Below are 25,334 nucleotides of genomic sequence, written 5' to 3'. Positions count from 1 at the left end.
GGTAGACCACGGACCGCACCGTGGTGGGCACGGACCAGGGGGTGATCAGGACGGACGGATGGGCGCTCCGGTCTCCGGGGAACGCACCCGGTTCGCCCGGGAATCCGCCGTCGCCGCTCACGCCGAGGCCGAGGCTGACTCCGGTGCCGATACCGACTCCGAGGCTGACTCCGACGCCGTCAGGAACTGGGTCGCCGCCAACTCTCCGTACAGCGGGTCCGCCGCCACCAGTTCGGCGTGCGTCCCCACCGCCCGTACCTTCCCCGCGTCCATCACCACGATCCGGTCCGCCAGCATCACCGTGGACAGGCGGTGGGCCACCACCAGGACCGTCACCTCGCGGGACACCTCCGTGACGACGTCCCGCAGCGCCAGTTCGTTGACCGCGTCCAGTTGCGAGGTCGCCTCGTCGAGCAGGAGCAGGCGGGGCTTCCTGAGCAGCGCCCTGGCGATGGCCACGCGCTGCCGCTCCCCACCGGACAGCTTGGAGCCCCGGTGGCCGACCACCGTCTCCAGGCCCTCCGGCAGCCGTTCGACGACGCCGTCGAGGCGGGCGCGTACGAGGACCTCGCGGACCTCGGCGTCGGTGGCGTCGGGCGCGGCGAAGAGGAGGTTCTCGCGGACGGTGCCCGCGAGGACGGGCGCGTCCTGCTCCACGTAGCCGATGGCTGCCCGGAGCTCGGCCAGCGGCCACTCCCTGACGTCCTTGCCGTCGACCAGGATCCGCCCGCCCGTCGCCTCGTAGAACCGTTCGATCAGGCCGAACACGGTCGTCTTGCCGGCGCCGGACGGGCCGACGAAAGCGGTCATGCCGGGTCCCGGCACGTCGAAGCTCACCCCGTGATGGACGTAGGGGAGGTCGTCGCGGTAGCGGAAGGTCACGTCCTCGAAGGCCACCGAAGCGGGATCGGCGCCGGCCGGGTCCGCCATTTCCGTTCCGAGCCGTTCCCTTCCAACCTCTCCTGTTCCAACCTCACCTGTTCTGAGCTCTTCCGTTTCGAGCTCTTCCGTTCCGAGTCGCTCCGCCTGCACGATCCGTGCGATCGCCGCCGAGCCCACCTGGTACTGCGAGGCCGCCTCGACCAACCGCGACACCGGGTCGATCAGGTAGAAGAGGAAGAGCAGGAACGCCACCAGCGTCGAGATGGATATCGCCCCGGATGCGACCCGCGCGCCGCCGATCCCGAGCACGGCGAGGAACGACACCTGCACGGAGAGACCGACCGAACTCCACGCCACCGACTGCCACTTCGCCGCCCGTACGCCATGCCGCCACGCCTCCAGCGCGGCCTCCTGCACGGTCTCGGTCTCCCGCCGCTCGGCACCGGAGGCCTTGAGCGTACGGAAAGCCCCGAACGCCCGTTCAAGCGCGGTCGAGATGGTGCCCACCGCTTCCTGGGCGCGCCGTGTCGCCTGCGCGATCTTGGGCATGGCGAGGGAGGCCGCGCCGCCGATCAGCACGATCACGCCGAGGGTGACGCACAGCAGCACCGGGTCCATCAGCGCCATCAGCACGATCGTCGCGATGAACGTCAGGCCGCCGGACGCGGCGGACACGACGGACTGAGTGGTCACGGCCCGCAGCAGCGTGGTGTCCGAGGTGACCCGGGACATCAGGTCGCCGGGCTGGGTCCGCTCCACCTCCGGGAGGCGCAACCGCAGCAACCGCCCGATCAGCGTGCGCCGGGCGGCGAGCACCACGGATTCGGCGGTGCGTTCCAGGACGTACGCGCCGACCGACTCGATCGCGGTGCCGAGGATCACGAGGGCGGTGAGGAGCACGAGGATGCCGGTGATCGAGTCGTCGGCGCCGAGCCGGTCCACGAGCGCCTTGGCCGCGAGCGGCTGCGCGAGGCCGGACGCCGCACCGATCAGCGTGAGGAACGCACCGAACGCCACGGCGGCGCGGTGCGGACGGAAGTGGCGGTACAGGGCGCGCCAGGTCTCCCCGGCCGGGAGCCGCTCGGGTTCGGCGGCGGGGGCGGGGTTCTTCCCGGCGGAGGCGGGGGCGGAGACGGGAGTCGCGTCGGTCACGTCTGGCAGGACGCAGCCGGGCGTGATCCACCTGACTGGCGGCGCGCACACGTCGTACCGGAGTCATGTGCCGGAGGGGACCCGGACCCGTACAGGAATACGACGGTTCGCTGCCCCGCATGATTCGGCTCGGCTCTTCACTACTCCGCGTACGGCCGGGGAGTTAGACGTTCTGTCGAAAACGGTGCAGTGACGATTCTGCGCAGTCGTTCCGCACGGCGATGGCGACACGGGGCGGGCAGGCGGGCAGGAATGGAGAGGCGTGCGAACACGGGGCGACGGGGAGGACGCGGCCCAGCCGGAACGGTTCGGCAGGCGGGCGGGCGATTCAGGTACGGGTGGTGCGGGGGCGGGCGGGCCCGGCAGGGGCGGACTGGTGGGACGGGCCGAGGAGCTGGCGGCGCTTCGTCGGCTCCTCGCCCAGGGCAGGCTCGTCACGGTGGTCGGCGGCGCGGGCATCGGCAAGAGCCTCCTCGCCGAGCACGCGGCCGCCGCGGTGGGAGGTTCGCTGCCGGACGGCGTCGTGCGGGTGCGGTGGTGGGACGGCGCTCCGGCGCGCAGGCGGAGGGTCGCGCAGACCGTGGCCGAGGCGCTGGACGGGGAGGTGGGGCCGGGCATGGACGCCGCGGGTGGCGGGATCGCCGTCGGAGTGGCTGACATCGCGGCGCGCTTGCGGTCCCGGCGGATGCTGCTGGTGCTGGACGACTTCGATCCCGTCCGGGGCGAGTGCGTACGCCTGGTGCGAGCACTCCTGGAAGAGGCTCCCGACGTACGCGTCCTGGCCGCCGGCCGCCATCCGCTGGGCCTCGGCGACGAGGCGGTACTGCGCCTAGGGCCGCTCGCTGTCGTGGGCGACGGGGGGTGGGGCGCGGTTGCCGGAGGCGCGGGACCGGATGCGGTTACAGGGAGCGCGGGGCCGGACGCGGTCACAGCGGACCCGAAGCCGGACGCGGTCACAGGAGACCTCAGGTCGAACGCGGTCACAGCAGACGCAAGGCCGCACAGCGCCACGGGACACCCGAGGCCGGACACCGACACAGGACGCTCCGAGCCGAATACCGCCGCAGGACACGCGGAACCGCACGCCGACGCCCGACACGCCAGACCGGACACCCCCGCAGCAGACCCGAATCCGGACCGCCTCGCCCGGCCCGGGGCCCCCGCCGCCTCCGGCGGCGGTTCGGAGGCGGGCCCCGCCGTGGCTCTGTTCCTGGAGCGGGTGCGGGCCGCCCGGCGGGGGCGGGCCCGGGCCGGGGGTGAGCCGGGGGCGGCGGGTGCCGGGGGTGAGGCAGGATCAGGGGGCGCCGGGGGCGACCCGTCCGACGTGCGCGTCGCCCGTGAGATCTGCCGGCGGCTCGAAGGCGTGCCGCTGGCCATCGAGTTGGCGGCGGCTCAGGCGGCGGACCATTCCTTGGCGCAGCTCGCGCGGATGCTGGAGTCCGCGCGGGGCTGGCCGGGGACGGTGGACGCGCCGCTGCGCAGACACCGGTCGCTGCGGGCCGCCGTCGGCGCGGGGTACGCGCTGTGCGGGACGGAGGAACGCACCGTCTGGGCACGGCTCAGCGTGTTCGCGGGCGACTTCGACGAGGACGCGGCGGCGTTCGTGTGCGGGGGCGGCGGCCTCGGCGCGCAGGACGTGCCGGCCGCGCTGGCCCGGCTGGTCCTCGCCTCCGTCGTGGAACCGGTCCGCGACCCGGGCGGCGTGCTGTCGCCCCGCTTCCGCCTCTCCGCGGCGGTCCGCGGCTTCGGTGCCGAACGGCTGGAGTCCGCGGGGGAGGCGGCCGCCGCCATCAGCCGCCATCTGTACTGGTACGGCCATGTCGCCTCCACCGCCCACCACTTGTGGAGCACCGGCCTGCACGAACGGGCCGTCGCGCTCGTCCGCGACGAGGAGGCCGACCTGCGCGCCGCGCTCGCCCGGCGGCCGAGCGGCGCGGACCAGGCCTCGATGGCGCTCACCCTGGCCGTGGACCTGTGGTTCTGGTGGGCTCTTTGCGGAAACGCCCCCGAGGGGCGCGAGCACCTGCTGCGTCTGCTGCCTCTGGGCCGGACCGACACGCTGGTCCGCCGGCAGGCGCTGTGGCTGGCCGGCTGGCTGGCGGTGTGCACGGGCTCTCCCGACGCCGCCGAGACACTCGGCCAGGCCTGGCGGGTGGCCCTGCTCGCGGGCGATGACGCCACCGTCGGGAGGGTCTGCCATACGCTCGGGGCGCTCGCCCTGGACGAGGGCAGGACGGAGCGGGCCATCGCACATCTGCGGGAGGCCGCGGACACCCTCCCCGCGCACGCGGAGTACGGCCCGCCCGTGGCCGTCAGCTGGGCGCTGCTGGCCGTGGCGCAGGCCCGGGTCGCCCCCGGCGACGCGACACGCAGCATCCGGCGTGCCTCGGCCGGCCCCCAGCCCCGGCACGACCTCTGGACGCGCTCCATGACGCAGTACGCGCAGGCGCTCGTCGACCATGTGCGCGGCCGTCGCAGCCGCGCGTGGCGCCGGGCCCACAAGGCGCTCGCGGGAGCCCTCGGGTTGGCGGGCGCCGCCCGAGCGCGCGCGACCGGCGGGGGCGGCGCGGCACTCCTGGCCCAAGAGGCGACCGGCGCGGCCGACACCGTGGCGCTCCCGGCGGTCACCACCATGGCCGGGCCGCCCGGCCCCGTGCTCGTCCACCAGCTGATCGCGGACATCGAAGCGGGCCGGACGTGACACCGCTGCCGAGCGCCGCGAGTGCTGTGGCCACGGCGCGGGTTCTCACCGCCCGGCACGACCGGCGTCCGCCGATCCGCGTCACCCGTACGCGCCGCCCGAGCCCACGGGGTACCTCCCTCTCCGCCGTAACGTCCGCTTCATCCCCCAGCCGCTGCCCCGACCCAGCCCTGGGCTCCCCCGCCCACCCTCAGCTCCGCCGAAAGCGAGCCCCGCTTCTCATGCCCCCGTCGCACACGCCCGAGCAACGGCTGGGCCATCAGACGCGCGCGGCGGCCTCGGGGGTGCGCGGCTCGGGTCGTGGGTCGCGCAGGATGCCGGCCGTACACGCGGCGATCACGCAGAACGCCACCGGCAGGAAGAACGTGAGGTTGAGCGGTACGAGGTGTGTCAGTGGCCCGATGACGGCGGGCCCGGCCAGCATGCCGAGGTATCCGAGCCCCGCGACGCGCGAGACGTTGATCCCGGCGGCGCCCTCGTCCGCGTGACCCGCGGCGCTGAAGAGCTGGGGGATGCAGCCGGAGAGCCCCGCGCCGAACACGGTCCAGCCGAAGAGCGCCGCCGGGGTCCAGGGCGAAAGGGCGGCCACCGTCAGTCCGGCCGCCGCCAGTGCCGCGCCGTAGCGGAGGATCGCCACCGGGCCGAAGCGGGCCGCCACCCGGTCGGCCAGCAGGCGGCCGACGGTCATGGCGGTGGAGAAGGCGCCGTAGGCGAGAGCGGCGGTGGCGGCGGGCGCGTCCAGGACGTCACGGAGGTGCAGCACGCTCCAGTCGTTGGCCACGCCCTCGCAGAGCATCAGCATGAGGGCGAGGGCGGCAAGGGCCCAGATACGCCGGGGAGTGCGCCTGCGTGTGTTCGTACCGGCGAGGACTTCGGCACCGTCACCCGCGGCCGCGCCATCCGCGGCCTTCGAACGAGCCGCCGGTTCGGGCCTCAGCAGCGCGGGCGCCGACAGCGCGGCGGCGGCCAGGCCGAGCAGCGCCACCGCGCCGAGGGTCACCGCGGGGCTCAGGTCCCAGCTGAGCGTGCGGGCGCCGACCAGCGCGGCGAGGACACCGCCGATGGAGAACGTGGCGTGGAAGGCGGACATGACGGGCCGTCGGTAGCCGCGCTCCACCTGGACCGCGTGGGCGTTCATGCTGACGTCCAGGCAGCCGTTGCCGAAGCCGAGGACGAGCAGGGCGGCACCCAGCGTCCAGACGTTCGTGGCGAGGCCGGGGAGGACGACGGCCACGCTGCACAGCGCGGCGCTGACCGGCACGACGACGCGGGCACCGAGACGGTCGGTGAGGGGGCCGACGAGCTGCATGCCGACGAAGGCTCCCGCGCCGAGCAGCAGCAGGATCCAGCCGAGCACGGCGTGGCTGATCCCCGCGCGGTCCTCGATGGCCGGGATGTGGACGATCCACATACCCATGAGGAAGCCGTTCAGGGCGAAGTAGGCGAAGGTGGCCAGCCGTCCGGCCCGCAGTGTTCTTTCCATGGCACCGAACATAACGAACACCGACTATGTTCGGAAGGCTGGTTCGCAAACACGTTTGGTGCTTGAATGGTGGCGTGACCCATGCGAGCAGAGGCAGCACCAGCAGAGATCGACTGCGGCAGATCACCGACGCCGTACGGGAGGCGGGCCGGCTCGGCGTCGCGGAACTCGCCGAGCTCACCGGCGCTTCCGAGATGACCATCCGGCGTGACCTGGAGGCCCTGGCCGACCAGGGCGTGCTGGAGCGCTACCGCGGCGGCGCGCGGAGCCTGCTGCTGCGCGGGGAGGAACCACCCTTCGCGCTGCGGGAGCAGGAGGGCCTTGAGGTGAAGCGGCGCATCGCCGCCGAGGTGGCCGGGCTGATCTCCGACGGAGAGTCCGTCCTCCTGGACAGCGGCACCACCTGCCTGGAGGTCGCCCGCGCCCTCGAACACCGGCGGCTGACCGTGCTGCCGCTCTCCCTCCAGGCGGTGAACGCACTGAGTGGCGCGCCCCGGCTGACGCTGCTCGTACCCGGCGGCCGGCCGCGACCCGGCGAGCTGGCCCTGACCGGCCCACTCACCACGGCCTCCCTGGCCGCGCTGCGCTTCGACACCGCCGTCATCGGCTGCTGTGGACTCACCGCGGCGGACGGCCTGACCGCCTACGACCTGGACGATGCCGCGGTCAAGCGGGCCGCGATCGCCTCGTCCCGCCGTGTCATCGCCGTCGCGGACGCCGCCAAGCTCTCCCGCACCGCCCTCGCCTTCGTCGCGCCCGCCACCGCCCTCCACGCCGTCGTCACCGACGGCGCCGCGCCGGACGAGGAGACCGACGCGCTGGCCGCGGCGGGCGTGACCGTACGAAAGGTATGAACCCCGATGAACGACACGACGAACCGCCCGGCGGACGGCGTCCGCCCCCACCCCGAGCACGGGCACGACATCGCCCTCTTCGACATGTTCGGCGTGATAGCGCGCCACCAGCCCGAGGACGGCAGGGCCCGTCTTGTCGCCACCGCGGGCGTGCCGGAGGTGCCCTTCTGGGCTGCCTACTGGGGGCTGCGTCAGCCGTACGACCGCGGTGACGTGACCGGCCCCGGCTACTGGCGGCAGGTGGCCGACGCCCTCGGCACCGACTTCGGGCCCGGTCAGGTCGCGCGGCTCGTCGAGGCCGACATCCTCAGCTGGAGCGGCGTCGACGACACGATGGTCGCGCTGATCGAGGAACTCGCGGCGGCGGGCCGGCGGATCGCGCTGCTCTCCAACATCCCCGAAGAGCTGGCCGTCCACTACGAAGAGCGGCACGCCTGGCTCAAGCACTTCCAGGTGCGCGCGTTCTCCTGCCGCATCGGCCACGCCAAGCCCGAGCCCGGCGCCTACCGCTGGTGCCTGGACGCCCTGGGCGCCGAGGCGGGCAAGGTGCTGTTCGTCGACGACCGCGAGGAGAACGTCTTGGCCGCCGAGGCCGGCGGCCTGCGCGGCCACCTCTTCACCACCCCGGCCGCCCTGCGGGAGGCACTGCGCCTCAGCGCGTGATCGCGCCCAGCAGCGCCTTGGCGCACAGGTCGCGCACCTGTTCGCGCGTCAGCTCCGGTTCGGCGAGCCACTCCAGGCAGACGGCCACCATGAAGGCGAGCCACCCCCGCACCGCGAGGCGCAGCGCGGGCGGGTCCCGGATGATGTCCGTGGCCTGCGGGTCCGCGGCGAGGGCCGCGAGGATCTGCCGTTCCTGGGCCGCGAGGCCGTCGCCGTAGACCTCGCGGACCAGCGGGTCGCCCGCCGCCTCGGCCCGGTGGAAGGCACGGAAGCCCTGCGCGTGGCTCTCCACGTAGCCGAGGAACGCGTCGAGTCCGGTGGTGATCTGCTCCCGCACCGGCAGACCCGGCACCGCCGCCGTCAGACGCAGCATGCGCTCGCTCTCGCGCTGCACGACGGCGGCGAAGAAGTCCCTTTTGGTCGGGAAGTAGTGGTACAGGAGCCCGCGTGAGACGCCCGCGATCTCCGCGACCCGCTCGATCCACACATCGTCGTAGGGCTTCTGCGCGAAGAGGCGCGCCCCGACGGAAAGCAGCTGCTCACGCCGCTCCTGCGTGCTCATCCTGCGGCGCGTGCGCTCCTGTGGGTTCGCGGCCATGCGGGCACTTTACTCGACTTACTTGATGCGAATTCAATAGCGGGACCAGACTGGGGAGGCTTATTGAATCCACGTACAACAGGCGCCCCGAGACGTCCCAACGGGCTTGCCGGACAAGGGAGATGGGCACATGGCGCAGACGACGCGGTCCGCGGCCGGGCAGACGGCGTCCGCGGCTTCCCCGGCACCTCCGCCCAAGGGGTTCCGCAGCGCCGAGCTGGGCTGGCCGGAGCTGCACCGGATACCGCACCCGCCGCGCCGCCTGCCCGTGCTCGGCGACGTCCTGGGCGCCGACGTACGGACGCCGTTGCAGGACTCGATGCGGATGGGGCGGCGGCTCGGGCCCATCTTCCGGCGCAAGGCGTTCGGCAAGGAGTTCGTCTTCGTGTGGGGCGCGGGCCTCGTCGCCGACCTGGCCGACGAGTCGCGCTTCGCCAAACACGTGGGCCTCGGGGTGGCCAACCTCCGTCCGGTCGCGGGCGACGGACTGTTCACGGCGTACAACCACGAACCCAACTGGCAGCTGGCGCACGACATCCTCGCCCCGGGGTTCGGCCGCGAGGCGATGGCGGGGTACCACCCGCTCATGCTGGACGTCGCCCGGCAGTTGACGGCACGCTGGGACGAGCGGGAGTCGGCGGGCCGACCGGTGGACGTGCCGGGCGACATGACGAAGCTGACGCTGGAGACGATCGCCCGCACCGGCTTCGGGCACGACTTCGGCTCGTTCGAGCGGTCGGCGCCGCACCCCTTCGTGACGGCCATGGTCGGCACGCTGTCCTTCGCCCAGCGCCGCAACGTCGTCCCCCCGCCGCTGGCCCCGCTGGTACTGCGCGGCGCCGGCCGGCGCAACGACGCCGACATGGCGTACCTCAACCGCACCGTGGACGCGGTGGTCGCCGCCCGCCGCGCCACGTCCGGTTCGGGCGGCCACGGCGATCTGCTCGACCGCATGCTGGAGGTGGCCCACCCGGACACCGGGGAGCGGCTGTCTCCGGAGAACATCCGCCGCCAAGTCATCACCTTCCTCGTCGCCGGGCACGAGACGACCTCCGGAGCGCTGTCGTTCGCGCTGCACTACCTGTCGCGATCCCCGGAGGTACTCGCCCGCGCGCGGGCGGAGGTCGACGAGGTGTGGGGCGCCGCCGGGGAGCCCGCGTACGAGCAGGTGGCCAAGTTGCGGTACGTACGCCGGGTGCTCGACGAGTCGCTGCGGCTGTGGCCGACCGCGCCCGGGTTCGCCCGTGAGGCACGCGAGGACACCACGCTCGGGGGCGAGCACCCGATGCGCCGGGGCGCGTGGGCGCTGGTCCTCGCCACGATGCTGCACCGCGATCCGGCCGCGTGGGGCGAGCGCCCCGAGGAGTTCGACCCCGACCGGTTCGCCCCTTCGGCGGTACGCGCGCGGCCCGCCCATGTCTTCAAGCCGTTCGGCACCGGAGCGCGGGCCTGCATCGGACGTCAGTTCGCGCTGCACGAGGCCACGTTGGTGCTCGGCCTGCTGCTGCGCCGCTACGACCTGCACGCCGATCCCGATTACCGGCTGCGCGTCGCCGAGCGCCTGACCCTCATGCCGGACGGCCTCACTTTGCGGCTCACCCGGCGCTCAGCGGGCGCGTAGGAGCGCCATTGTCAGACCCGTGCGCGAGAGTGGAGGGTGGCATCGCCTTGATGCCGCCCACGCCATCCAGCGCAGAGGAGTCGCTCGACATGACCGGCACGACGTCCGAGGAACTGCTCGCCGCCCAGGCCTGCTTGCGTCTGCTGCACACCGCGCGCGCCGCGCTGTCCGATACGACGACGGTCTCACCGGCCGCCGCGGCGACGCTGTTGGCGGGCCCGATCGCGGAGGCGGACGACGCGCTGCGCCGCGCCGGCCTCGCGGGGAACGAGGCGGTGCTCATCGACCGGATCTACGATCTGACGCCGCCCCCGCGCTCGTCCGAACCGCCGACCGCCGCCGGGCACGCCCCGCTGTCCCGCTCCTGCGCACGCGAGGGCGGCAGGTCATGAGCGCCTCGGCGGGCGGCCCGGCGGAGGGCAACGCCTCGTACGGCCACAAGGAGTTCAAGCGGTCCAAGAGCCACTTCGCGGACCGTGTCACCGCCGACGGCCGCGACGGCTGGCCGGTGGAGGCGGGGAGGTACCGCCTGGTGGTGAGCCGCGCCTGCCCGTGGGCGGGGCGGGCGCTGGTGGCCCGGCGGCTGCTCGGCCTGGAGAGCGCCCTGTCCCTCGGGATCACCGACCCGATCCAGGACGACCGGAGCTGGCGGTTCACGCTGGATCCCGGCGGCCGCGACCCGGTCCTCGGCATCCGCTTCCTGAGTGAGGCGTACGACGCGCGGGAGAGCGGCTATCCGGGCGGCGTCAGTGTGCCCGCCCTCGTGGACGTGCCGAGCGGCAAGCTGGTCACGAACGACTACCAGCGGATCACCCTGGACTTCACCACCGAGTGGACGGCGCTGCACCGCGAAGGCGCGCCGGACCTCTATCCCGAACCGCTGCGGGACGAGATCGACGCGGTGATGGAGGACATCTACCACGACGTCAACAACGGCGTGTACCGCGCGGGTTTCGCCTCGGAGCAAGGGGCGTACGAAGCGGCGTGCCGCGATGTGTTCCGCCGTCTGGAGCTCACCTCCGAGCGGCTGGCGAGCCGGCGTTATCTCGTCGGGGAGACCATCACGGAGGCGGACATCCGGCTGTTCAGCTCGCTGGTGCGGTTCGACGCGGTGTACCACGGCCACTTCAAGTGCAACCGCTGGAAGCTGGCCGAGGACCCGGTCCTGTGGGCGTACGCCAGGGATCTGTTCCAGACGCCGGGGTTCGGGGACACCATCGACTTCGACCACATCAAGCGGCACTACTACCAGGTGCACGCGGGCATCAACCCGACCGGGATCGTGCCGCTCGGCCCCGACCTCGGCGGGTGGCTGACGTCGCACCACCGCGAGGAGCTGGGCGGGCGGCCGTTCGGCGACGGCACACCGCCGGGCCCCGTGCCCGCCGGGGAGGAGGTGCCGGCCTCGGGGCGGCCCTGACCGGCCCCGCCGCACACGGGCCGGTCAGTGCGGCCGCCAGGTGAACTTGTCGCCGCCGACCCAGCGCACGGCGTCCGGGTCGTCGAGGTCATGCACGGTGATGCCCGCCATGGAGGCCGCGTCCAGGACGTCCGTGACGGTCTTCGCCGTGCCGACCACCTCGCCGTCGATCTCCACGATGCGGAACGGCGGGCTGCCGGGCTGGACACCGAGGACCGTGATCCGCGGGTGCGCCGTGTAGGGGTAGTAGCTCATGCCTGGAACTCTTCCACGGTGGGCCGAAGGGCCGCCTCGCCAGTCGGCCGCTCGGGCTACTGCGCCGCCCGCCCGACGAGCCGCCGGGCCGCCGAGCGGGCCGACGCGAGCACGCCCTTGCGGTCCGCGCCCCGCTGGCCGAGCACCACGCGGGTACTCAACCCGTCGAGCAGCGCGAGGAGTTCACCGGCGCGGCCCGCGCTGTCGTCGACCGCGAAGACACCGGCCGCCGCGCCCTGGGCGAGGAGCGTGACGAGGTCCTCCTGCCAGCCCTGGTCCAGCTCCTCCTGGGCGGTGCGGAGCGGTTCGTTCGCCCCGGCGCGCGCCCAGAGCTCGATCCACAGCATCCAGCGCGGGTCGCGCGGCCCCTTCGGCAGGTACAGCTGGAGGAAGTGGTCGAGTTTGCGGGCGGGCGCGGTCCGGCCCGAGAGCAGTGCGCGGCGCTCCTCGGTGAGCGCCGCCTCGCTCCAGCGCAGCGCCTCCAGGAGGAGCCGGTCCTTGCTGCCGAAGTAGTACAGGATGTGGCCGCCGCTGGTGCCGAGGCGGTCGGCGAGTGCGGACATGGTGAGCGCGGCGAGACCGTCCTTCGCGATGGCCGTCATGGCCTCCTCCAGCATCCGGTCCCGTGCGACCTGCCCGTCCCGCCGTCGTGCCACGTGCGCTCCGCTCTCCCTCATCGGCCCGTCCCGTGCACCGACCATCCTGCCGACGGTCGCGCCGAGCTCCTGCCGACCCTATCCCCGCCCGGCCGGCCCGCGTTCTCGCCGGGGTCTTGACGCGGCGGGGGCCCGTGCCTCACTTTGAATGCCATTCAAACTAGTAGAACGGCATTCAAAGTCTGGATGCCGGGGAGCGAGGTCCCTCATGGCGCAACAGGCCCCGGTGTCCGCCGGGACAGGCACGGGAGTAACCAGCGACGAGGTGTTCCGGGTCGAGACCCACGGCATCGACCCCATCCCCGAAGCGGACCGGCACGGCAGCGCCAAGGACCTGTTCTGGCTCTGGTTCGGCTCCAATCTGACCTTCACCTACGTCATCAACGGCGCCCTCGCGGTCTCCTTCGGCCTCAGCTTCTGGCAGGCCGTGACGGTCGTCGTCATCGGCGGCCTGTCGTTCTTCGTCATCAGCGCCGCGGGCCTGAGCGGCATCCGCACCGGCACCGCGACCCTCGTCATCTCCCGGGCGGCCTTCGGCGTCCTCGGGAACTTCCCCGCAGGACTGCTCAACTGGGTCGTCTCCATCGGCTACACCGTCGTCAACACGGTGGTCGGCACGCTCGCCCTGGAGGTGCTCCTCGCCGACCTCGGCCTCGGCGGCGGGCACACCGCGCGCGCCCTCGCCCTCGCGGTGACGCTCGCCATGACGTTCGCGGTCGCCCTGTGGGGGCACGCGACGGTGCAACTCGCCGAGCGATGGCTGGCGTACGTCCTGGCGGCCGGTTTCGGCGCACTGGTGCTTCTGCTGCTGCCGGGCACGGAGTCCGGCGGGAGCGGGGTGGCCGGTGGCGCGGGGTTCTCCGGCTGGACGCTCGCCTTCGTCGTGATGCTGGCGGGCCCCTTCTCGTATCTGCCGATGCCCGCCGACTACACCCGCTACCTGCCGCGGGACACCTCCCTGCGCTCGATCACCTTCTCCGGGGCGCTCGGCGGAATGGTCTCCTCCGTGGCGCTCGGTGTCGCGGGGGCCGCCGCCGCGACCCAGGCGGACATGACGGACGCGGTCGCCGGTGTGGAGGGCCTGCTTCCGGGCTGGTTCCGGCCCGTGTTCCTGCTCCTGGTGCTCGGCGGCTCGGTGACGAACTCGATCCTCACGCTCTACTCCTCCAGCCTGAACCTCCAGGTCCTCGGCGTCCCGTGGAGCCGCGCCAAGGCCATCGTGATCAGCGTCGTCGTCACTGCGCTCGGTTCACTCGGCGCCCTGTTCCTGACGGACTTCACCGAGTCGCTGCTCGGCTTCCTGTCGCTGTTGATCATCGTCTTCGCGCCCTGGGGCGGGGTGTTCCTCGCCGACATGCTGCTGCGCCGCTGCCGCTACGACACCGACGCCCTGCACGCGACGGGGCGCACGGGCGCGTACTGGTACCGCGCCGGCTGCCATCCCGCGGGGATGGCGGCGCTCGTCACCGGCATGGCCTTCGCCGCGCTCACCTGCGACTCCGAGCTGTGGACGGGACCGCTGGTGGCGCCCCTCGGCGGCGGCGACCTCACCCTGCTCGGCTCCCTCGTCTCCGGCCTCACCTACTGGGCGCTGGCCCGTCGCACCGTCCCGGCCGCGCCTGCCACCTGATCTCCACCCGGCAGCGCATCCGGCCCGGCCTCCGTCCCGCCCCGCACCGTTCGATCCGAACAGCTCGTACCATCCCAGGAGTTCACCTCTCATGACCCGCACCACCCCCGCCCTCTCCCCCGCCGACCTGGTGCTGCGGAACGCCCGCATCCACACCGTCGACCCCGGTCTGCCGGCCGCCGAGGCGCTCGCCGTCCGCGACGGCCGGATCGTCTGGCTCGGCCCCGACGCGGAAGCCGACCGGTGGGCAGGGCCGGGCACCCAAACCATCGAGGGGCGCGGACGACTCGTCCTGCCCGGCTTCATCGACGCGCACAACCACGTCCGGCTCGGCTCGGACGATGCCTGCGTACAGCTCGCGGGCGCCCGCACCCTCGGGGAGATCCACGACCGGATCCGCGCCTGGCGAGACGCGCACCCGGGCGCCGAGTGGATCGAGGCGGAGGCCTTTGACTACTCCGCGATCCCCGGCGGCCGCATGCCGAGCGCCGCCGACCTCGACCCCGCCACCGGCGACACGCCCGCGTTCGTCCTCAGCTACGACGTCCACACCGCCTGGCTGAACACCGCCGCCCTGCGCCGCCTCGGGATCGACCGCGACCGTACGTCCCTGCCGTTCGGCCGCGCCGAGACCGATCCGGAGACCGGCGAACCCACCGGCTTCGTCAAGGACTTCGCGGTCAAGGGGCTGAGCCGTGACGGCCACCGGGCGCTGCGCGCGCTCGGCGTGCCGTGGGCCTCGCCCGACCGGCAGTACGGGCGGCTCGCCAAGAGCCTGGACGACGCGATCGGCTACGGCATCACCACGGTCGTCGAACCGCAGAACTCCCTCGACGACCTCGCGCTGTTCGAGCGCGCCCGCGCCGAGGGGCGGCTGCGCTCGCGGATCGTCGCCGCCCTCTTCCATCCGCGCGGCACCGGCGACGCGGACCTGGACGACTTCGCCGCGGCAGCGGAGCGCTTCGCCGACGACCGGCTCCGCGTGGGCCCGCTGAAGCTGTACATCGACGACGTCGTGGAGCCGCGCACGGCCGCCCTCCTGGAGCCGTACGCGGGGTGCGGGCGGCACCGCGGCGACACCTTCTATCCGCCGGAGGAGTTCGATGAGCTGCTGGCGAAGCTGGACGCGCGCGGCTTCCAGTGCTTCGTGCACGCCACGGGCGACCGCGGCATCCGCACCGTCCTGGACGCTGTGGCGCACGCCCGCTCCGTGAACGGGCCGCGCGACGCCCGCCACCAGGTCGTACACGTCGAGTGCCTGGACCCGCGCGACACGCCGCGCTTCGCGGAGCTGGGCGTCGTGGCCTGCATGCAGCCCCGCCACTGCGCCCCCGAGATCGCCGGGCCCGGCAAGGACTGGGCCGAGAACGTCGGCCCTGGCCGGTGGCACAAGGCCTGGCCGATGCGGAGCCTGCACGAGGCGGGCGCGGTGCTCGCCCTGTCCAGCGACTGGAACGTGGCGGAGATGGATCCGATGGCGGGCATCTACACCGCGGTCACCCGCCGCCCGCTCGCCGGCGGCGCCGCCTGGCAGCCCGCGGAGACCCTGGACGTGGCGACCGCCGTGCACGGCTACACGATGGGCTCCGCCTACGCCAACTTCCTGGAGAACGAACGCGGTTCGCTGACCGTGGGCAAACTGGCCGACTTCGTCGTGCTGTCCCGGGACATCCTGCGCGTACGACCCGAGGAGATCCCGGGGACCCGGGCGGAGGTGGTCGTGGTGGGCGGCGAGACGGTCGTCGACCGAGGGTGCTGAGAGCTCCGGACGACAGCACCGCTGAGCCCGTGAGCAGCCCGCACAACTTCTGGTTGCGGCTTACGTGGCCGCCGGTTGTTTGATCCGCGGCGGATCCGCTGGTTTGGATGACGGCGGCCGATACGCGGAGGTCCGGTGAGAGGTGCGCGGGATGGTGGAGAGGCGGTCGCTCGGGCGGCGGTTCGGGTGGCTGTGGGCGGCGTACACGGTCAGCACCTTCGGTACGCGGCTCGCGTTCGACGCGTTTCCCCTGGTCGCGATCCTGGTGCTGCACTGCGGCCCCACCGAGGTGGCGGTGCTCGCCGCCTCGGGGCTCGCGGTGGGAGCGGTGGCGGCGGTGCCGCTCGGGCCGTGGGTGGAGTTCCGCCGCAAGCGGCCGATGATGGTCACGATGGACCTGCTGCGGTGCGCGGCGCTGCTGAGCGTTCCGGCCGCGTTCGCGCTCGGGGCGCTCGGCTTCGCGCACCTGCTCGTCGTGGCGGTCGTCGTCGCCGCGGCCGACATCACGTTCAGCGCGGCGAGCGGCGCCTTCCTCAAGGCTCTCGTGCCTCCCCGGGACCTCCTCGTCGCGAACGGGCGGCTGGAGTCGACGACGTGGACGGCGACCATGCTCGGGCCGCCGCTCGGCGGGGCGGTGATCGGGGTCTTCGGCCCCATGGCGACCTTGGCCGCCGACGCCGTCAGCTATCTGCTCTCGGCGCTGGGCATCCGGGCGATCGGCGGCGAGGAGCAGTGTCCCGAGCGTGCCGCGGCCGGGCCCCGGCTGCGGTCGGGGGAGCTGCTCGAAGGATGGCGGTACATCCTCGCCGACCCCGTTCTGCGTCCGCTGTTCTTCAACACGGTGCTGGTCAACGGCTTGATCATGGCAGGCTCGCCGCTGCTGGCCGTCCTGATGCTCGGCAGCCTCGGCTTCGCGCCCTGGCAGTACGGTCTCGCCTTCGCGGCCCCCTGCATCGGCGGCCTGATCGGCTCGCGGCTGTCCCGGCGCCTCGTCGCGCGGTTCGGGCGGCGCCGGGTCCTGCTCACCGTCGGGGCACTGCGTGCGTGCTGGCCGGTGGGGCTCGCCTTCGTCCGCCCCGGCGTCACGGGACTCGTCCTCGTCATGGTCGTCGAGCTGGGGCTGATCACCTGCTCGGGGATGTTCAACCCGGTGATCGCCGCCTACCGTCTCGACCAGACCCCGGCGGACCGCGTCGCCCGCGTCCTGACCGCGTGGTCGGTCACCGGCAAGGCCTCCATCGCGGCCATGACCGCCTTGTGGGGCCTGCTCGCCACCGTCACCGGCCCTCGCGGCGCGATCGCAGGAGCGGGACTGCTCCTGCTGACCACGCCTCTGCTACTGCCCCGCCAGGACCGCAGCCCCCGGCAACCTGCCGTGACCGGCGGTTGAAGCGGTTCGAAGGCCGGGCCCGGCCCCGGCGGCTTGCGCCGCCCCACAATCGCCCGTCGAAGCCGCTGCCACGGTCACCAGCTCCCACCCGGCGATCACGGGACACCGGACGACCCCTGCCGACCGCCCGACCGTCTCCCGGCAGCTGCTCACCGCGTCACCTGCCCCCGCACCACCCTGCCCCGCCCACCACCGGCGGTCAAAGCAACCGTTCGACCGCCTTGAGCACATGGCCCGCGCCGTCCTCCGTGGCCAGCCGCCGGGCGAGCCCCTTGGCGGCGCGCGCATACGTGTCCTCGCTCGTCGCGCGGCGCAGTTCCTCGGCGAGACGCGGTGCGGTGAGGTCCTTGAACGGCAGCGGTGCGGTCGCCGCGCCCAGTGCCGCGAGGCGGGCCGCCCAGAACGGCTGGTCCGCCGCGACCGGTACGGGGACGGCCGGCACCCCCGCGCGCAGCGCCGCCGCCGTGGTGCCGGCCCCCGCGTGGTGCACCACGGCCGACATCCTGGGGAAGAGCAGGGCGTGCGGCACCTCACCGACGGTGAGGACGTCGTCGCCGGACGCCGCGAGACCCGCGCGCCCGGCTTGCAGCACGCCCCGCAGCCCGGCCGCGCGCAGCGCCGCGACCGCGATCCCGCTCAGCCGTTCGCCGTCCCCGGCCGCCATGCTCCCGAACCCGATGAACACCGGCGGCGGCCCGGCCTCCAGGAAGTCGTCGAGTTCGCGGGGCAGGGCCCGCCCAGGCTCGTGGTGCGGCCACCAGTTGCCCACGACGTCGAGCCCGGCGCGCCAGTCCGCCGGTCTCGGCACCACGGCCGGGCTGAAGCCGTGCAACACCGGCCAACCGGCCCGTTCCTGGCGGGCCCGGACGGCGCTCAGGGCCTCCTCGGGCAGTCCGAGGCGGGCCCGCAGATCACGCACCGCTTCGGCGTAGACGCGGTCGACCATGCGCAGGGAGAGGCGGCCGAGCGCCTTGTTGCCGAATCCGCCGAGCGACCGGGTGCCGCCGACGACGGGCGGGAGCTCCCGCGTGGGGTGGACCGGTTGGAGGTACGCGCCCAGGGCGGGGATGCCCATGGCCTCGGCCAGCTGCCAGGCGAGCGGGGCGGTGGTCGTGGAGACCACCAGCAGATCGGCGCCCCGTACGGCCGCGTCGGCCAGGCCGCCGCCGAGGCCACGTACGAAGGCCGAGGCCGTCCGCATGAGTTCCCTGCGCCCTTCCGCCCGCCCCGAGGCCGCCGCGTCGGCGGGCAGCCCGCGGAACCTCAGGCCGGCGGCCTCGGTCAGCGGCGCGAAGGAGTCATGCGTGGCGAGCGCCACGTCGTACCCGGCTTCGCGGAGCCGGACGCCGAGGCCGGTGTAGGGGGCGACATCGCCGTACGAACCGGCGGCGGTGATGAGGATGCGGGTCATCCGGTTCCTTCGGTTCGGACGTCTTCCGGTACGGCGAGGGCATTTGTCTCACCCTCAGGTCCAGGGTGAGACTCCGGTCGAGGCTCACGTCGACGTTGAGGGTCGGCGGAGGCGGCGTTGGCGCGGACGGCCGCCCGCAGATACGCGGCGAGCCCCGGCCGCTGCTGGGACGGCGGCACGACGAGGGCGAAGGCACGCGGATCCTCGGCGAAGTCGTCCGCGATCCGCAGATGCATCTCGGGCGGGCACGGGGTGAACCAGCGGCTGATGTGCCGCCGGTGCGCCTCGGCCAGCTCCCGCGCCCACCCGCCCCCCCCCGGCGGCTCCCCCGCGTCGAAGGCGGCCAGCAGCTCCTCCCGCCACCGCGCCGCCTCGCCCATGAGCCGCGCCCAGTCCTCCTTGGAGTGCGCGGCCGCGCTCTCCATGGCCTCTCGGTACCCCGGGCTGCCCTGCCATTTCAGCTCGGCCTCGGTGGCGTAGCTCAGGTCGAAGGTGATCTCACCGAAGACCTCGAACCGCTCCTGGGGGCTGAGCGCGACCCCGGTCCGCTGCACCTCCATGGCGCGCTCGGCGACCTCCACGAGCCGCTCCAGCTTGCCGATCTGCTCCCGCAGTGCCCGGCGTCTTCCCTTCAGCTGGTCGAGGGCGTTGGTTCGCGGGTCGGCCAGGATCTCCGCGATCTCGTCGAGGGTGAAGCCGAGTTCCCGGTAGAAGAGGATCTGCTGAAGCCGGGCCAGATCGGCGTCGTCGTAGAGGCGGTACCCGCCGGGGCTGCGCCCGCCGGGCGAGAGCAGCCCGGCTCTGTCGTAGTGGTGGAGGGTGCGGACGGTGACCCCGGCGAAGCCGGAGACCTGCCCGACGGTGTAACTCATGCACCTCGCCTTTCGTCGACGCACAGCTTGAAGCCTGACGTGACGTGAGGGTCAACTCAGCGGCGGTCCAGCGAGCCGGGCGTACGTCCGATGAACCGCCGGGCGGCACGGGTCAGGTGCGCCTGATCCGCGAAGCCGGCCTCGGCGGCGGCCTCCGCGATGCTCTTCCCGCGCTCCACACCTACGCCGCCTCTCGCGCCTCCCACGTCCCCAACGCCTCCCGCACCCCCTGCCTGCCCCCCGCCGACCAGCGAGCCGAACGCCGCACGCAGCCGCCCCCACTGACGCAAGGTGGCCAGCGGAATGCCCACTTCAGCCGCGACGAGCGCCCGCAGCCGGGCCGGTGAGAGGCCGAGCTCGGCGGCGACGGCATCGATGCGGGCGGCCTGCGCGCAAGCCCGCACGGCGTAGGGGACGCGCGGATCGACTCCCGTCCGCAGCCCCGCGAAGGAGGCCACCTCCGCGCGCAGCGCCTCCATATCCGTCGCGCCACCCGCGCCGCCGCCGCTCATGGCGTCGAGGAGCCGCCGCACGGTCCGGCCGTCCAGCCACGTCGGCGCGGTGGGGTCGGCCCGCAGACACCACGGTTCGACGAAGACGGCGACGAAGGCGGGCGAGGCCGCACACACGTGTGCGTACTGCGGCGGCACCAGCACGCCCGCCCCGGCCGACTCCCCCACGCGGACACGGCCCCCGAGCGGCAAGACGAGCTTCCAGGCCGGATGCCGGTGCCACGCGACCTCGTACGCACGGGCTTCGGTGAAGACGGCGATCTCCCGCGCGACGGCGAAGGAGGCGGGCACCCGCCCCGCTGCCCGCCCGGCGGAGACCTCCCGGCGGCAAGCGTTCCGTTCAAGACGGAGGGCGAGGGGTGGCCCCATCATCGCCGCATGTCCACCTTCACCACCTTCACTCCCTTCGCCACCCTGGCCCTCGCGGCCTTCCTGTCCTGCACGGCTCTCGCCCACGTCGCCTTCCCCGCGTACTTCCGCACCCTCGTCCCGGCCTGGCTGCCGTCCCCCTCCATCATCGTCGCCGCGAGCGCGGTCGCCGAACTGGCCGTCGCGGGGCTGCTCTTCGCGCCCGCCACGCGCGCGGCCGGCGGCTGGTGCGCGGTCGCGCTGCTCGCCGCCTTCCAGGTCTCGCATCTGGACGCCGCACGGCACACACGCTCCGCCGTCCGGTTCCTCGACACACGGCCGGGGGTGGCGGCGCGGCTCGTCGTGAACGCCGCCTATCTCGCCTGGGCCGTCGCCGTCGCGAGGGCCAGTTGTTAATGGGATCCATTTTCATATAGCGTCGGAGCGCCACCCCCCGCCCCACATCCCAGGAGGACGTCATGGCCGTACCCAAGCGGAAGATGTCACGCAGCAACACCCGCCACCGCCGCGCCCAGTGGAAGGCCAGCACCCCGCAGCTGGTGCCCGTCACGGTCGACGGCACGCGACACATGGTCCCGCAGCGGCTGCTCAAGGCGTACGAGCGCGGCCTGCTGCGCCCGGAGAGCTGAGCGCCGAACCGCATGACGCACACATCGACCGCCGCCCGCGACCGCCTGCCCGTGACCGTTCTGTCCGGTTTCCTCGGGGCGGGCAAGACCACACTGCTGAACCACATCCTCGGCAACCGCGAGGGCCTTCGCGTCGCGGTGATCGTCAACGACATGAGCGAGGTCAACATCGACGCCGCCCTGGTGCGCGGCGGTGAGGCCGCCCTGTCGCGCACCGAGGAACGCCTGGTCGAGATGACCAACGGCTGCATCTGCTGCACCCTCCGCGACGACCTGCTGGAAGAGGTCGACCGGCTGGCCCGCGAGGGCCGCTTCGACCATCTGCTCATCGAGTCCAGCGGCATCTCGGAACCGATGCCGGTGGCCGCCACCTTCGCCTTCCCCCGTGACGACGGCGCCACGCTGGACGATCTCGCCCGTCTCGACACGATGGTGACGGTGGTGGACGCCGCCAACTTCCTGCCGGAACTGACCGGCGGGGACGGCCTCGTGGAGCGCGGGCTCGATCAGTACGAGGACGACGAGCGCACCGTCAGCGACCTGCTGATGGACCAGGTGGAGTTCGCCGACGTCATCGTCCTCAACAAGCTCGACCTCGTGGACGCCGACACCGCCGAGCGGCTCGCGGCCACCCTCGCGCGTCTCAACCCCCTGGCACGTGTGGTGCCCTCGACCCGGGGCCGGGTGGACCTCACCCAGATCCTCGACACCGGCCTGTTCGACCTGGAGCGCGCCCAGCAGGCCCCGGGGTGGGTGCGGGAGCTGAACGGCGACCATGTCCCCGAGACCGAGGAGTACGGCATTTCGAGCACCGTGTTCCGTGCCGAACGCCCCTTCCACCCGGGGCGGTTGTGGTCCTTCGTCACGGAGGAGATGGACAGCGGTGCCTTCGGCCGGATCCTGCGCTCCAAGGGCTTCTTCTGGCTGGCGAGCCGCCCCCGGGTCACCGGCCTGTGGTCGCAGGCCGGCTCGGTGGCCCGCTTCGAGCCGTCCGGGGCGCGCACGGCGGACGACGCGCAGGGCCAGGAGCTGGTGTTCATCGGTACGGACCTGCGGGCCGAGCCGCTGAAGGCCGCACTGACACGCTGCCTGCTCGCGGAGGGAGAGGAAGCGCCGGGGTACGACCCCTTCCCCGCATGGGACACGCACGGCGTCGACGCGTGCGAGGCGGAGAGCCTCCCGGTAGCCGTGGCCTCAGGCCGGCCGGTGTAGCAGGTCGTCTCCTCGATCCCGTCAAGGCCTGACGGCCGCCCGGCCGACACCACCGAAGGGAGCGGCCTCCCTGCACCGGGACGAGGGGGCGACCCGCGAAGCCGTCCTCGGGCGGGTACTTCCAGCCGCCGCCGTCCGCGGGGCCCACCGGACGCTGCCACCGCTTCGGCGGCCATGGCGTCGAGCCGGGCCGGGGCCCACGGGCGGTGCGCCTCTTGTCCGCGCGCTCCCACAGCGGGCACTGTGGCTGGCACATCCGTCACCACCGACGCACGAGGTGCAGCCATGAACAGCGGAGCAGGGCCGACCGAGACTTCCGGGAGCGGCCCGGGGCGGCGACGGTTCATCGGGGCGCTGGCGGGGGCGGCCACCGCGGGGGCGCTGTCCTCCGCCGCGGCGTGCGCCTCCTCGGAGCCGCAGGACCGCGCACGCACCGAGCGCACCCGCAGGGAGCCCGCCTCGTCCGCGGCTCACCGGCCGCGCCGCGAGCGGCAGTTGTTCCTCGGGACGTACACCTCTCAAGAGGGCGGCGGTTCGGGCATCGGTCTTGCGACGTACGACGAGACGACGGGCCGCGTCACCGGTACCGGCACGCTCACCGGGGTGCCCGACCCCTCCTATCTGGCGCTGCACCCCTCGGGCCGCACGCTCTACGCCGTCGCCGAGCGGGAGAAGGGCGGCGTGACCGCCGTCGCCCTCTCCTCCGAAGGCCGGCACAAGGTGCTGGGGACGCGCGGGACCGGAGGGGCGGGTCCCTGCCACCTCTCCGTGCACCCGAGCGGCCGCTGGCTGCTCAGCGCGAACTACCTCTCGGGCAGCGTGGCCGTCCACCCCATCGACGGATCAGGCGCACTGGGTGAGCGCACCGACCTCGTCACACACTCCGCCCCGCCGCCGGGGCCGGGCCAGGAGGGCCCGCACGCCCACCAGATCATCACGTCCCCCGACGGGCGGCACGTCCTCGCCGTCGACCTCGGCAACGACACGGTCTACACGTACCGGCTCGACGGCGACGCCGGCACGCTCCGGCAGGTGTCGTCCGCGACGCTGCGGCCCGGCGCTGGGCCACGCCACCTCACCTTCCATCCCTCAGGGCGCTTCGCGTACCTGGCCAACGAGCTGGACGACACCGTCGTGGTCTGCGCGTACGACCCCGCCACCGGCCGCCTCAGGCCGGGCGAGCCGCAGTCGACGGGCTCGGGCGGGGGCACGAACCACCCGGCGCAGATCGCGGTGACGCGCGAGGGGCGCTTCGCCTTCCTCGCCAACCGGGGGCACGACAGCCTCGCCCGGTACGCGATCGAGGGCGGCGGCGCCCGGCTGCGGCTCCTCGGCACGGAGCCGGTGCGCGGGGAGTTCCCCCGGCACCTCGCGCTCTCCCCCTCCGAGCGGCTGCTGTTCACCGCGAACCAGAAGTCGGATTCGGTGAGCGTCTTCCACGTCGCGCCGCGCAGCGGTGAACTGCGCCTCGCGGGCAAGCCGTTCCGGGCGCCGGTCGCGGTGTGCGCGCTGCCCGCTACGGCTTCGTGAAACCGACGTCGCGGGCCCCGGCGACGATCTCCACCTCGTCGCCGAGGGCCCACTCGGCGACGCGCGAGACCACCGCGGCCGGCACCACGTCGCTGATGCGCTCCGCCGCCGGGATGTCGTACGTCGCGTGGGCGTCGTGCGGCAGCACGACACGGAAGCCGAGTTCCAGGGCGGTGCGCGCGGTGGCGCTCACGCACATCTCGGACATGACGCCGCAGACGGCGAGGTCCGTGACACCGGCTTCCCGCAGCAGCTCCTCCAGCCCGGTCTCCTCGAAGCCGTCGTCGGCGGTCTTGCGCATGACGGGCTCGGCGCGGTCGGCGTCGGCGGGCAGATGAATCCGCCAGCCGGGGGTTCCGGGCTCGTCGGGGGCGCCGGGTTCGCCGTCGTTCTGGAGCTGGACGACGAGCGCGCCGCTGTCGCGGGCCCGGGCCATGAGGGCCCGGACCCGGTCGAGCAGGCGCCGGGCGTCGGGTACGGCGCCGTCGCCGTCGACGAAGGCGGACTGCATGTCGACGACGATCAGGGCCTGAACGGGCGCGGGGGCCGCCTCGGGGGTGACGGGCTCCGCGGGTATCGGTCGGGCGGTGGGGTTCGGCTGCTCACTCACGCGGTCATCATGCCTGCCGCGCCGCGCGAGGGGCGCGGGAGATCCGCCCGGAGACACCCACGGCGGGACCGCGACGACGGGGGCCGCCGTCGGTAACGTACAGACGTATGAGCACGGAACTGACCGTTCTCCTCGTCGGCGCAGCCGTTCTGGTCGCCGTGACGCTCGGCGTCGCGGTCATGCTGCTCATACGTCTCGTCCGCACCCGCCGTGCCCTGCGCAGAGCCGGGCTCCCCGTGGAGCGGCAGTGGGTCTTCTGGGGCGCGGTCGCCTATCTCCTGCTGCCCGCGGATCTGCTCCCCGACCCCGTCTACCTGGACGACATCGGGGCGCTGCTCCTCGCGCTGCGGTCGATGCGGTCAGCCGCCGACGGGCCGCCCGCGCCGGGTCGCTGAGAGCCGGGCCTTCGTCAGCAGGGCGTGCATGCACTCCGTCACCTGGGAGACGTCCGCGACGGTCTCGTGGAACGGCAGGCGTACGTCGGCCTGGCTGCGGGCCCGTTCGAGACGCAGGGAGATGCCGTGCCGGTCGATGGCGAGCGGCCGGACCCGCACCACGCCCTGAAGGCTGTCGGGGCTGACGAGGCGGGTGAGTTGCTCGACGGCGTCCGGGTGGGCGTCGGCGAGGTGGGTGAGCAGCCGCGACTCGGCCTCGGCGAGCGGGTCGGGCACGGTCAGGGCGAGTTCGTCCAGTTCGACGCCGAGGCGTTCGCCGTTCGACTCGTGCAGCACCGCGGACGTCGGTTCGAGGAAGAGTTCCTCCCCGTCGTACGCCAGCGATCCGGACAGCCACAGCCGGGCGCGGATCCGGTCCCTGAGCGGGACGGGCGCGACATCGGCGAACTCGACCAGTGTGGACGGCTCGCCGCGCGGCGCGCAGATGACGGCGGCGGCGAGGGCGCTGTCCTCGGGCGGGCACAGCCGCAGCCTGCCGTCGTCCGTGAAGCTGTGCGCGCCCACGAGTTCGTCCCTGCCGATCTCCGTGGTCACCGCGCAGGACCACGCGGTCGCGAGTACGGAACGAGCGCGTGCCGCCGGTGTGGGCACGATCGCGGTGCTGTGACGGACACCCATCCTCAACCTCCATTAGGTAAGCCTTGCCTAACCTATCGGAGATCTGGGAGCA

At 73.4% G+C, this 25,334-nt stretch carries 24 protein-coding genes; 14 read left to right on the top strand and 10 right to left on the bottom strand.

The features are described from left to right. Nucleotides 1-117: 117 nt before the first annotated feature. On the bottom strand, nt 118-1,932 hold the full coding sequence (locus ACF062_RS25825; protein WP_392142039.1) for an ABC transporter ATP-binding protein: 1,815 nt from the start codon (nt 1,930-1,932) through the stop codon (nt 118-120). 478 nt (nt 1,933-2,410) lie between these two features. On the opposite strand from ACF062_RS25825, the gene ACF062_RS25820 reads away from it, so the two are divergent. Next, nucleotides 2,411-4,735 carry a hypothetical protein gene (locus tag ACF062_RS25820; protein WP_392141619.1) on the top strand — a complete coding sequence of 775 codons (2,325 nt, stop codon included), beginning with the start codon at nt 2,411-2,413 and terminating at the stop codon, nt 4,733-4,735. Nucleotides 4,736-4,994: 259 nt separating this feature from the next. Here the strand turns inward: ACF062_RS25820 and ACF062_RS25815 are convergent, their stop codons facing one another. After that, entirely contained in the window at nt 4,995-6,218 is a 1,224-nt protein-coding gene (locus ACF062_RS25815; RefSeq protein WP_392141618.1) for an MFS transporter, read from the bottom strand. A 74-nt stretch (nt 6,219-6,292) separates the two neighbouring features. Between ACF062_RS25815 and ACF062_RS25810 the strand changes: the two genes are divergently transcribed. Beyond that, nucleotides 6,293-7,072 (top strand): DeoR/GlpR family DNA-binding transcription regulator, encoded by a 780-nt coding sequence (locus ACF062_RS25810; protein ID WP_392141617.1) that lies wholly within the window; start codon nt 6,293-6,295, stop codon nt 7,070-7,072. Nucleotides 7,073-7,078: 6 nt separating this feature from the next. After that, nucleotides 7,079-7,735 carry an HAD family hydrolase gene (locus ACF062_RS25805; RefSeq protein WP_392141615.1) on the top strand — a complete coding sequence of 219 codons (657 nt, stop codon included), beginning with the start codon at nt 7,079-7,081 and terminating at the stop codon, nt 7,733-7,735. Here the strand turns inward: ACF062_RS25805 and ACF062_RS25800 are convergent. Continuing rightward, nucleotides 7,725-8,333 (bottom strand): TetR/AcrR family transcriptional regulator, encoded by a 609-nt coding sequence (locus ACF062_RS25800; RefSeq protein WP_392141613.1) that lies wholly within the window; start codon nt 8,331-8,333, stop codon nt 7,725-7,727. The genes ACF062_RS25805 and ACF062_RS25800 overlap by 11 nt on opposite strands. 130 nt (nt 8,334-8,463) lie before the next feature. Between ACF062_RS25800 and ACF062_RS25795 the strand changes: the two genes are divergently transcribed. The 3 genes from ACF062_RS25795 (at nt 8,464) to ACF062_RS25785 (ending at nt 11,374) form a co-directional block, all read left to right on the top strand. Next, the gene (locus ACF062_RS25795; RefSeq protein ID WP_392141611.1) at nt 8,464-9,954 is read left to right on the top strand and encodes a cytochrome P450; all 1,491 of its coding nucleotides are present in this window, start codon (nt 8,464-8,466) and stop codon (nt 9,952-9,954) included. Between the two features lie 89 nt (nt 9,955-10,043). Continuing rightward, the gene (locus ACF062_RS25790) at nt 10,044-10,346 is read left to right on the top strand and encodes a hypothetical protein (RefSeq protein WP_392141609.1); all 303 of its coding nucleotides are present in this window, start codon (nt 10,044-10,046) and stop codon (nt 10,344-10,346) included. Then, on the top strand, nt 10,343-11,374 hold the full coding sequence (locus ACF062_RS25785; protein ID WP_392141607.1) for a glutathione S-transferase family protein: 1,032 nt from the start codon (nt 10,343-10,345) through the stop codon (nt 11,372-11,374). The genes ACF062_RS25790 and ACF062_RS25785 overlap by 4 nt, the downstream gene beginning before the upstream one ends. Nucleotides 11,375-11,398: 24 nt before the next feature. On the opposite strand, the gene ACF062_RS25780 is transcribed toward ACF062_RS25785, so the two are convergent. Together ACF062_RS25780 and ACF062_RS25775 are read right to left on the bottom strand one after the other, a co-directional pair. Next, nucleotides 11,399-11,629, bottom strand: a complete 231-nt coding sequence (locus ACF062_RS25780; RefSeq protein ID WP_392141606.1) for a hypothetical protein — start codon at nt 11,627-11,629, stop codon at nt 11,399-11,401. A gap of 56 nt (nt 11,630-11,685) precedes the next feature. Further along, the gene (locus tag ACF062_RS25775) at nt 11,686-12,246 is read right to left on the bottom strand and encodes a TetR/AcrR family transcriptional regulator (RefSeq protein ID WP_392142038.1); all 561 of its coding nucleotides are present in this window, start codon (nt 12,244-12,246) and stop codon (nt 11,686-11,688) included. 247 nt (nt 12,247-12,493) lie between these two features. Between ACF062_RS25775 and ACF062_RS25770 the strand changes: the two genes are divergently transcribed. From ACF062_RS25770 to ACF062_RS25760, 3 genes are all read left to right on the top strand, one after another. Beyond that, the gene (locus tag ACF062_RS25770; RefSeq protein WP_392141604.1) at nt 12,494-13,915 is read left to right on the top strand and encodes a purine-cytosine permease family protein; all 1,422 of its coding nucleotides are present in this window, start codon (nt 12,494-12,496) and stop codon (nt 13,913-13,915) included. 91 nt (nt 13,916-14,006) lie between these two features. Then, entirely contained in the window at nt 14,007-15,674 is a 1,668-nt protein-coding gene (locus tag ACF062_RS25765; RefSeq protein WP_392141602.1) for an amidohydrolase, read from the top strand. Nucleotides 15,675-15,825: 151 nt separating this feature from the next. After that, nucleotides 15,826-17,064, top strand: a complete 1,239-nt coding sequence (locus tag ACF062_RS25760; RefSeq protein WP_392141600.1) for an MFS transporter — start codon at nt 15,826-15,828, stop codon at nt 17,062-17,064. 199 nt (nt 17,065-17,263) lie between these two features. On the opposite strand, the gene ACF062_RS25755 is transcribed toward ACF062_RS25760, so the two are convergent. The 3 genes from ACF062_RS25755 to ACF062_RS25745 are packed head-to-tail and all read right to left on the bottom strand — an operon-like array spanning nt 17,264 to nt 20,231. Continuing rightward, entirely contained in the window at nt 17,264-18,475 is a 1,212-nt protein-coding gene (locus tag ACF062_RS25755) for a nucleotide disphospho-sugar-binding domain-containing protein (RefSeq protein ID WP_392141598.1), read from the bottom strand. Next, entirely contained in the window at nt 18,472-19,347 is an 876-nt protein-coding gene (locus ACF062_RS25750; RefSeq protein ID WP_392141596.1) for a MerR family transcriptional regulator, read from the bottom strand. The genes ACF062_RS25755 and ACF062_RS25750 overlap by 4 nt, the downstream gene beginning before the upstream one ends. Before the next feature lie 56 nt (nt 19,348-19,403). Beyond that, on the bottom strand, nt 19,404-20,231 hold the full coding sequence (locus tag ACF062_RS25745; protein WP_392141595.1) for a helix-turn-helix domain-containing protein: 828 nt from the start codon (nt 20,229-20,231) through the stop codon (nt 19,404-19,406). Between the two features lie 6 nt (nt 20,232-20,237). On the opposite strand from ACF062_RS25745, the gene ACF062_RS25740 reads away from it, so the two are divergent. The 4 genes from ACF062_RS25740 (at nt 20,238) to ACF062_RS25725 (ending at nt 23,599) form a co-directional block, all read left to right on the top strand. Further along, nucleotides 20,238-20,624, top strand: a complete 387-nt coding sequence (locus ACF062_RS25740) for a hypothetical protein (protein ID WP_392141593.1) — start codon at nt 20,238-20,240, stop codon at nt 20,622-20,624. Nucleotides 20,625-20,686: 62 nt separating this feature from the next. Further along, the gene (gene rpmF / locus ACF062_RS25735) at nt 20,687-20,857 is read left to right on the top strand and encodes a 50S ribosomal protein L32 (RefSeq protein WP_127909172.1); all 171 of its coding nucleotides are present in this window, start codon (nt 20,687-20,689) and stop codon (nt 20,855-20,857) included. A gap of 12 nt (nt 20,858-20,869) precedes the next feature. Further along, on the top strand, nt 20,870-22,069 hold the full coding sequence (locus ACF062_RS25730; protein ID WP_392141591.1) for a GTP-binding protein: 1,200 nt from the start codon (nt 20,870-20,872) through the stop codon (nt 22,067-22,069). A 285-nt stretch (nt 22,070-22,354) separates the two neighbouring features. After that, complete coding sequence (locus tag ACF062_RS25725) at nt 22,355-23,599, top strand: lactonase family protein (RefSeq protein ID WP_392141589.1); 1,245 nt, start codon at nt 22,355-22,357, stop codon at nt 23,597-23,599. On the opposite strand, the gene ACF062_RS25720 is transcribed toward ACF062_RS25725, so the two are convergent. After that, a complete protein-coding gene (locus tag ACF062_RS25720; protein WP_392142036.1) occupies nt 23,586-24,176 on the bottom strand; it encodes a cysteine hydrolase family protein in 591 nt (196 codons plus the stop codon). The genes ACF062_RS25725 and ACF062_RS25720 overlap by 14 nt on opposite strands. 140 nt (nt 24,177-24,316) lie before the next feature. Between ACF062_RS25720 and ACF062_RS25715 the strand changes: the two genes are divergently transcribed. Next, nucleotides 24,317-24,604 (top strand): hypothetical protein, encoded by a 288-nt coding sequence (locus ACF062_RS25715; RefSeq protein ID WP_392141587.1) that lies wholly within the window; start codon nt 24,317-24,319, stop codon nt 24,602-24,604. Here the strand turns inward: ACF062_RS25715 and ACF062_RS25710 are convergent. Next, on the bottom strand, nt 24,569-25,282 hold the full coding sequence (locus ACF062_RS25710; protein WP_392141586.1) for a DUF2470 domain-containing protein: 714 nt from the start codon (nt 25,280-25,282) through the stop codon (nt 24,569-24,571). The genes ACF062_RS25715 and ACF062_RS25710 overlap by 36 nt on opposite strands. Nucleotides 25,283-25,334: the final 52 nt, after the last annotated feature.

It is taken from the genome of Streptomyces sp. NPDC015345, assembly GCF_043078805.1.
Taxonomy (GTDB): Bacteria; Actinomycetota; Actinomycetes; order Streptomycetales; family Streptomycetaceae; genus Streptomyces.
Note: the sequence above shows the minus strand (reverse complement) of the source record. Positions and strands in the feature narration are given on the sequence as shown.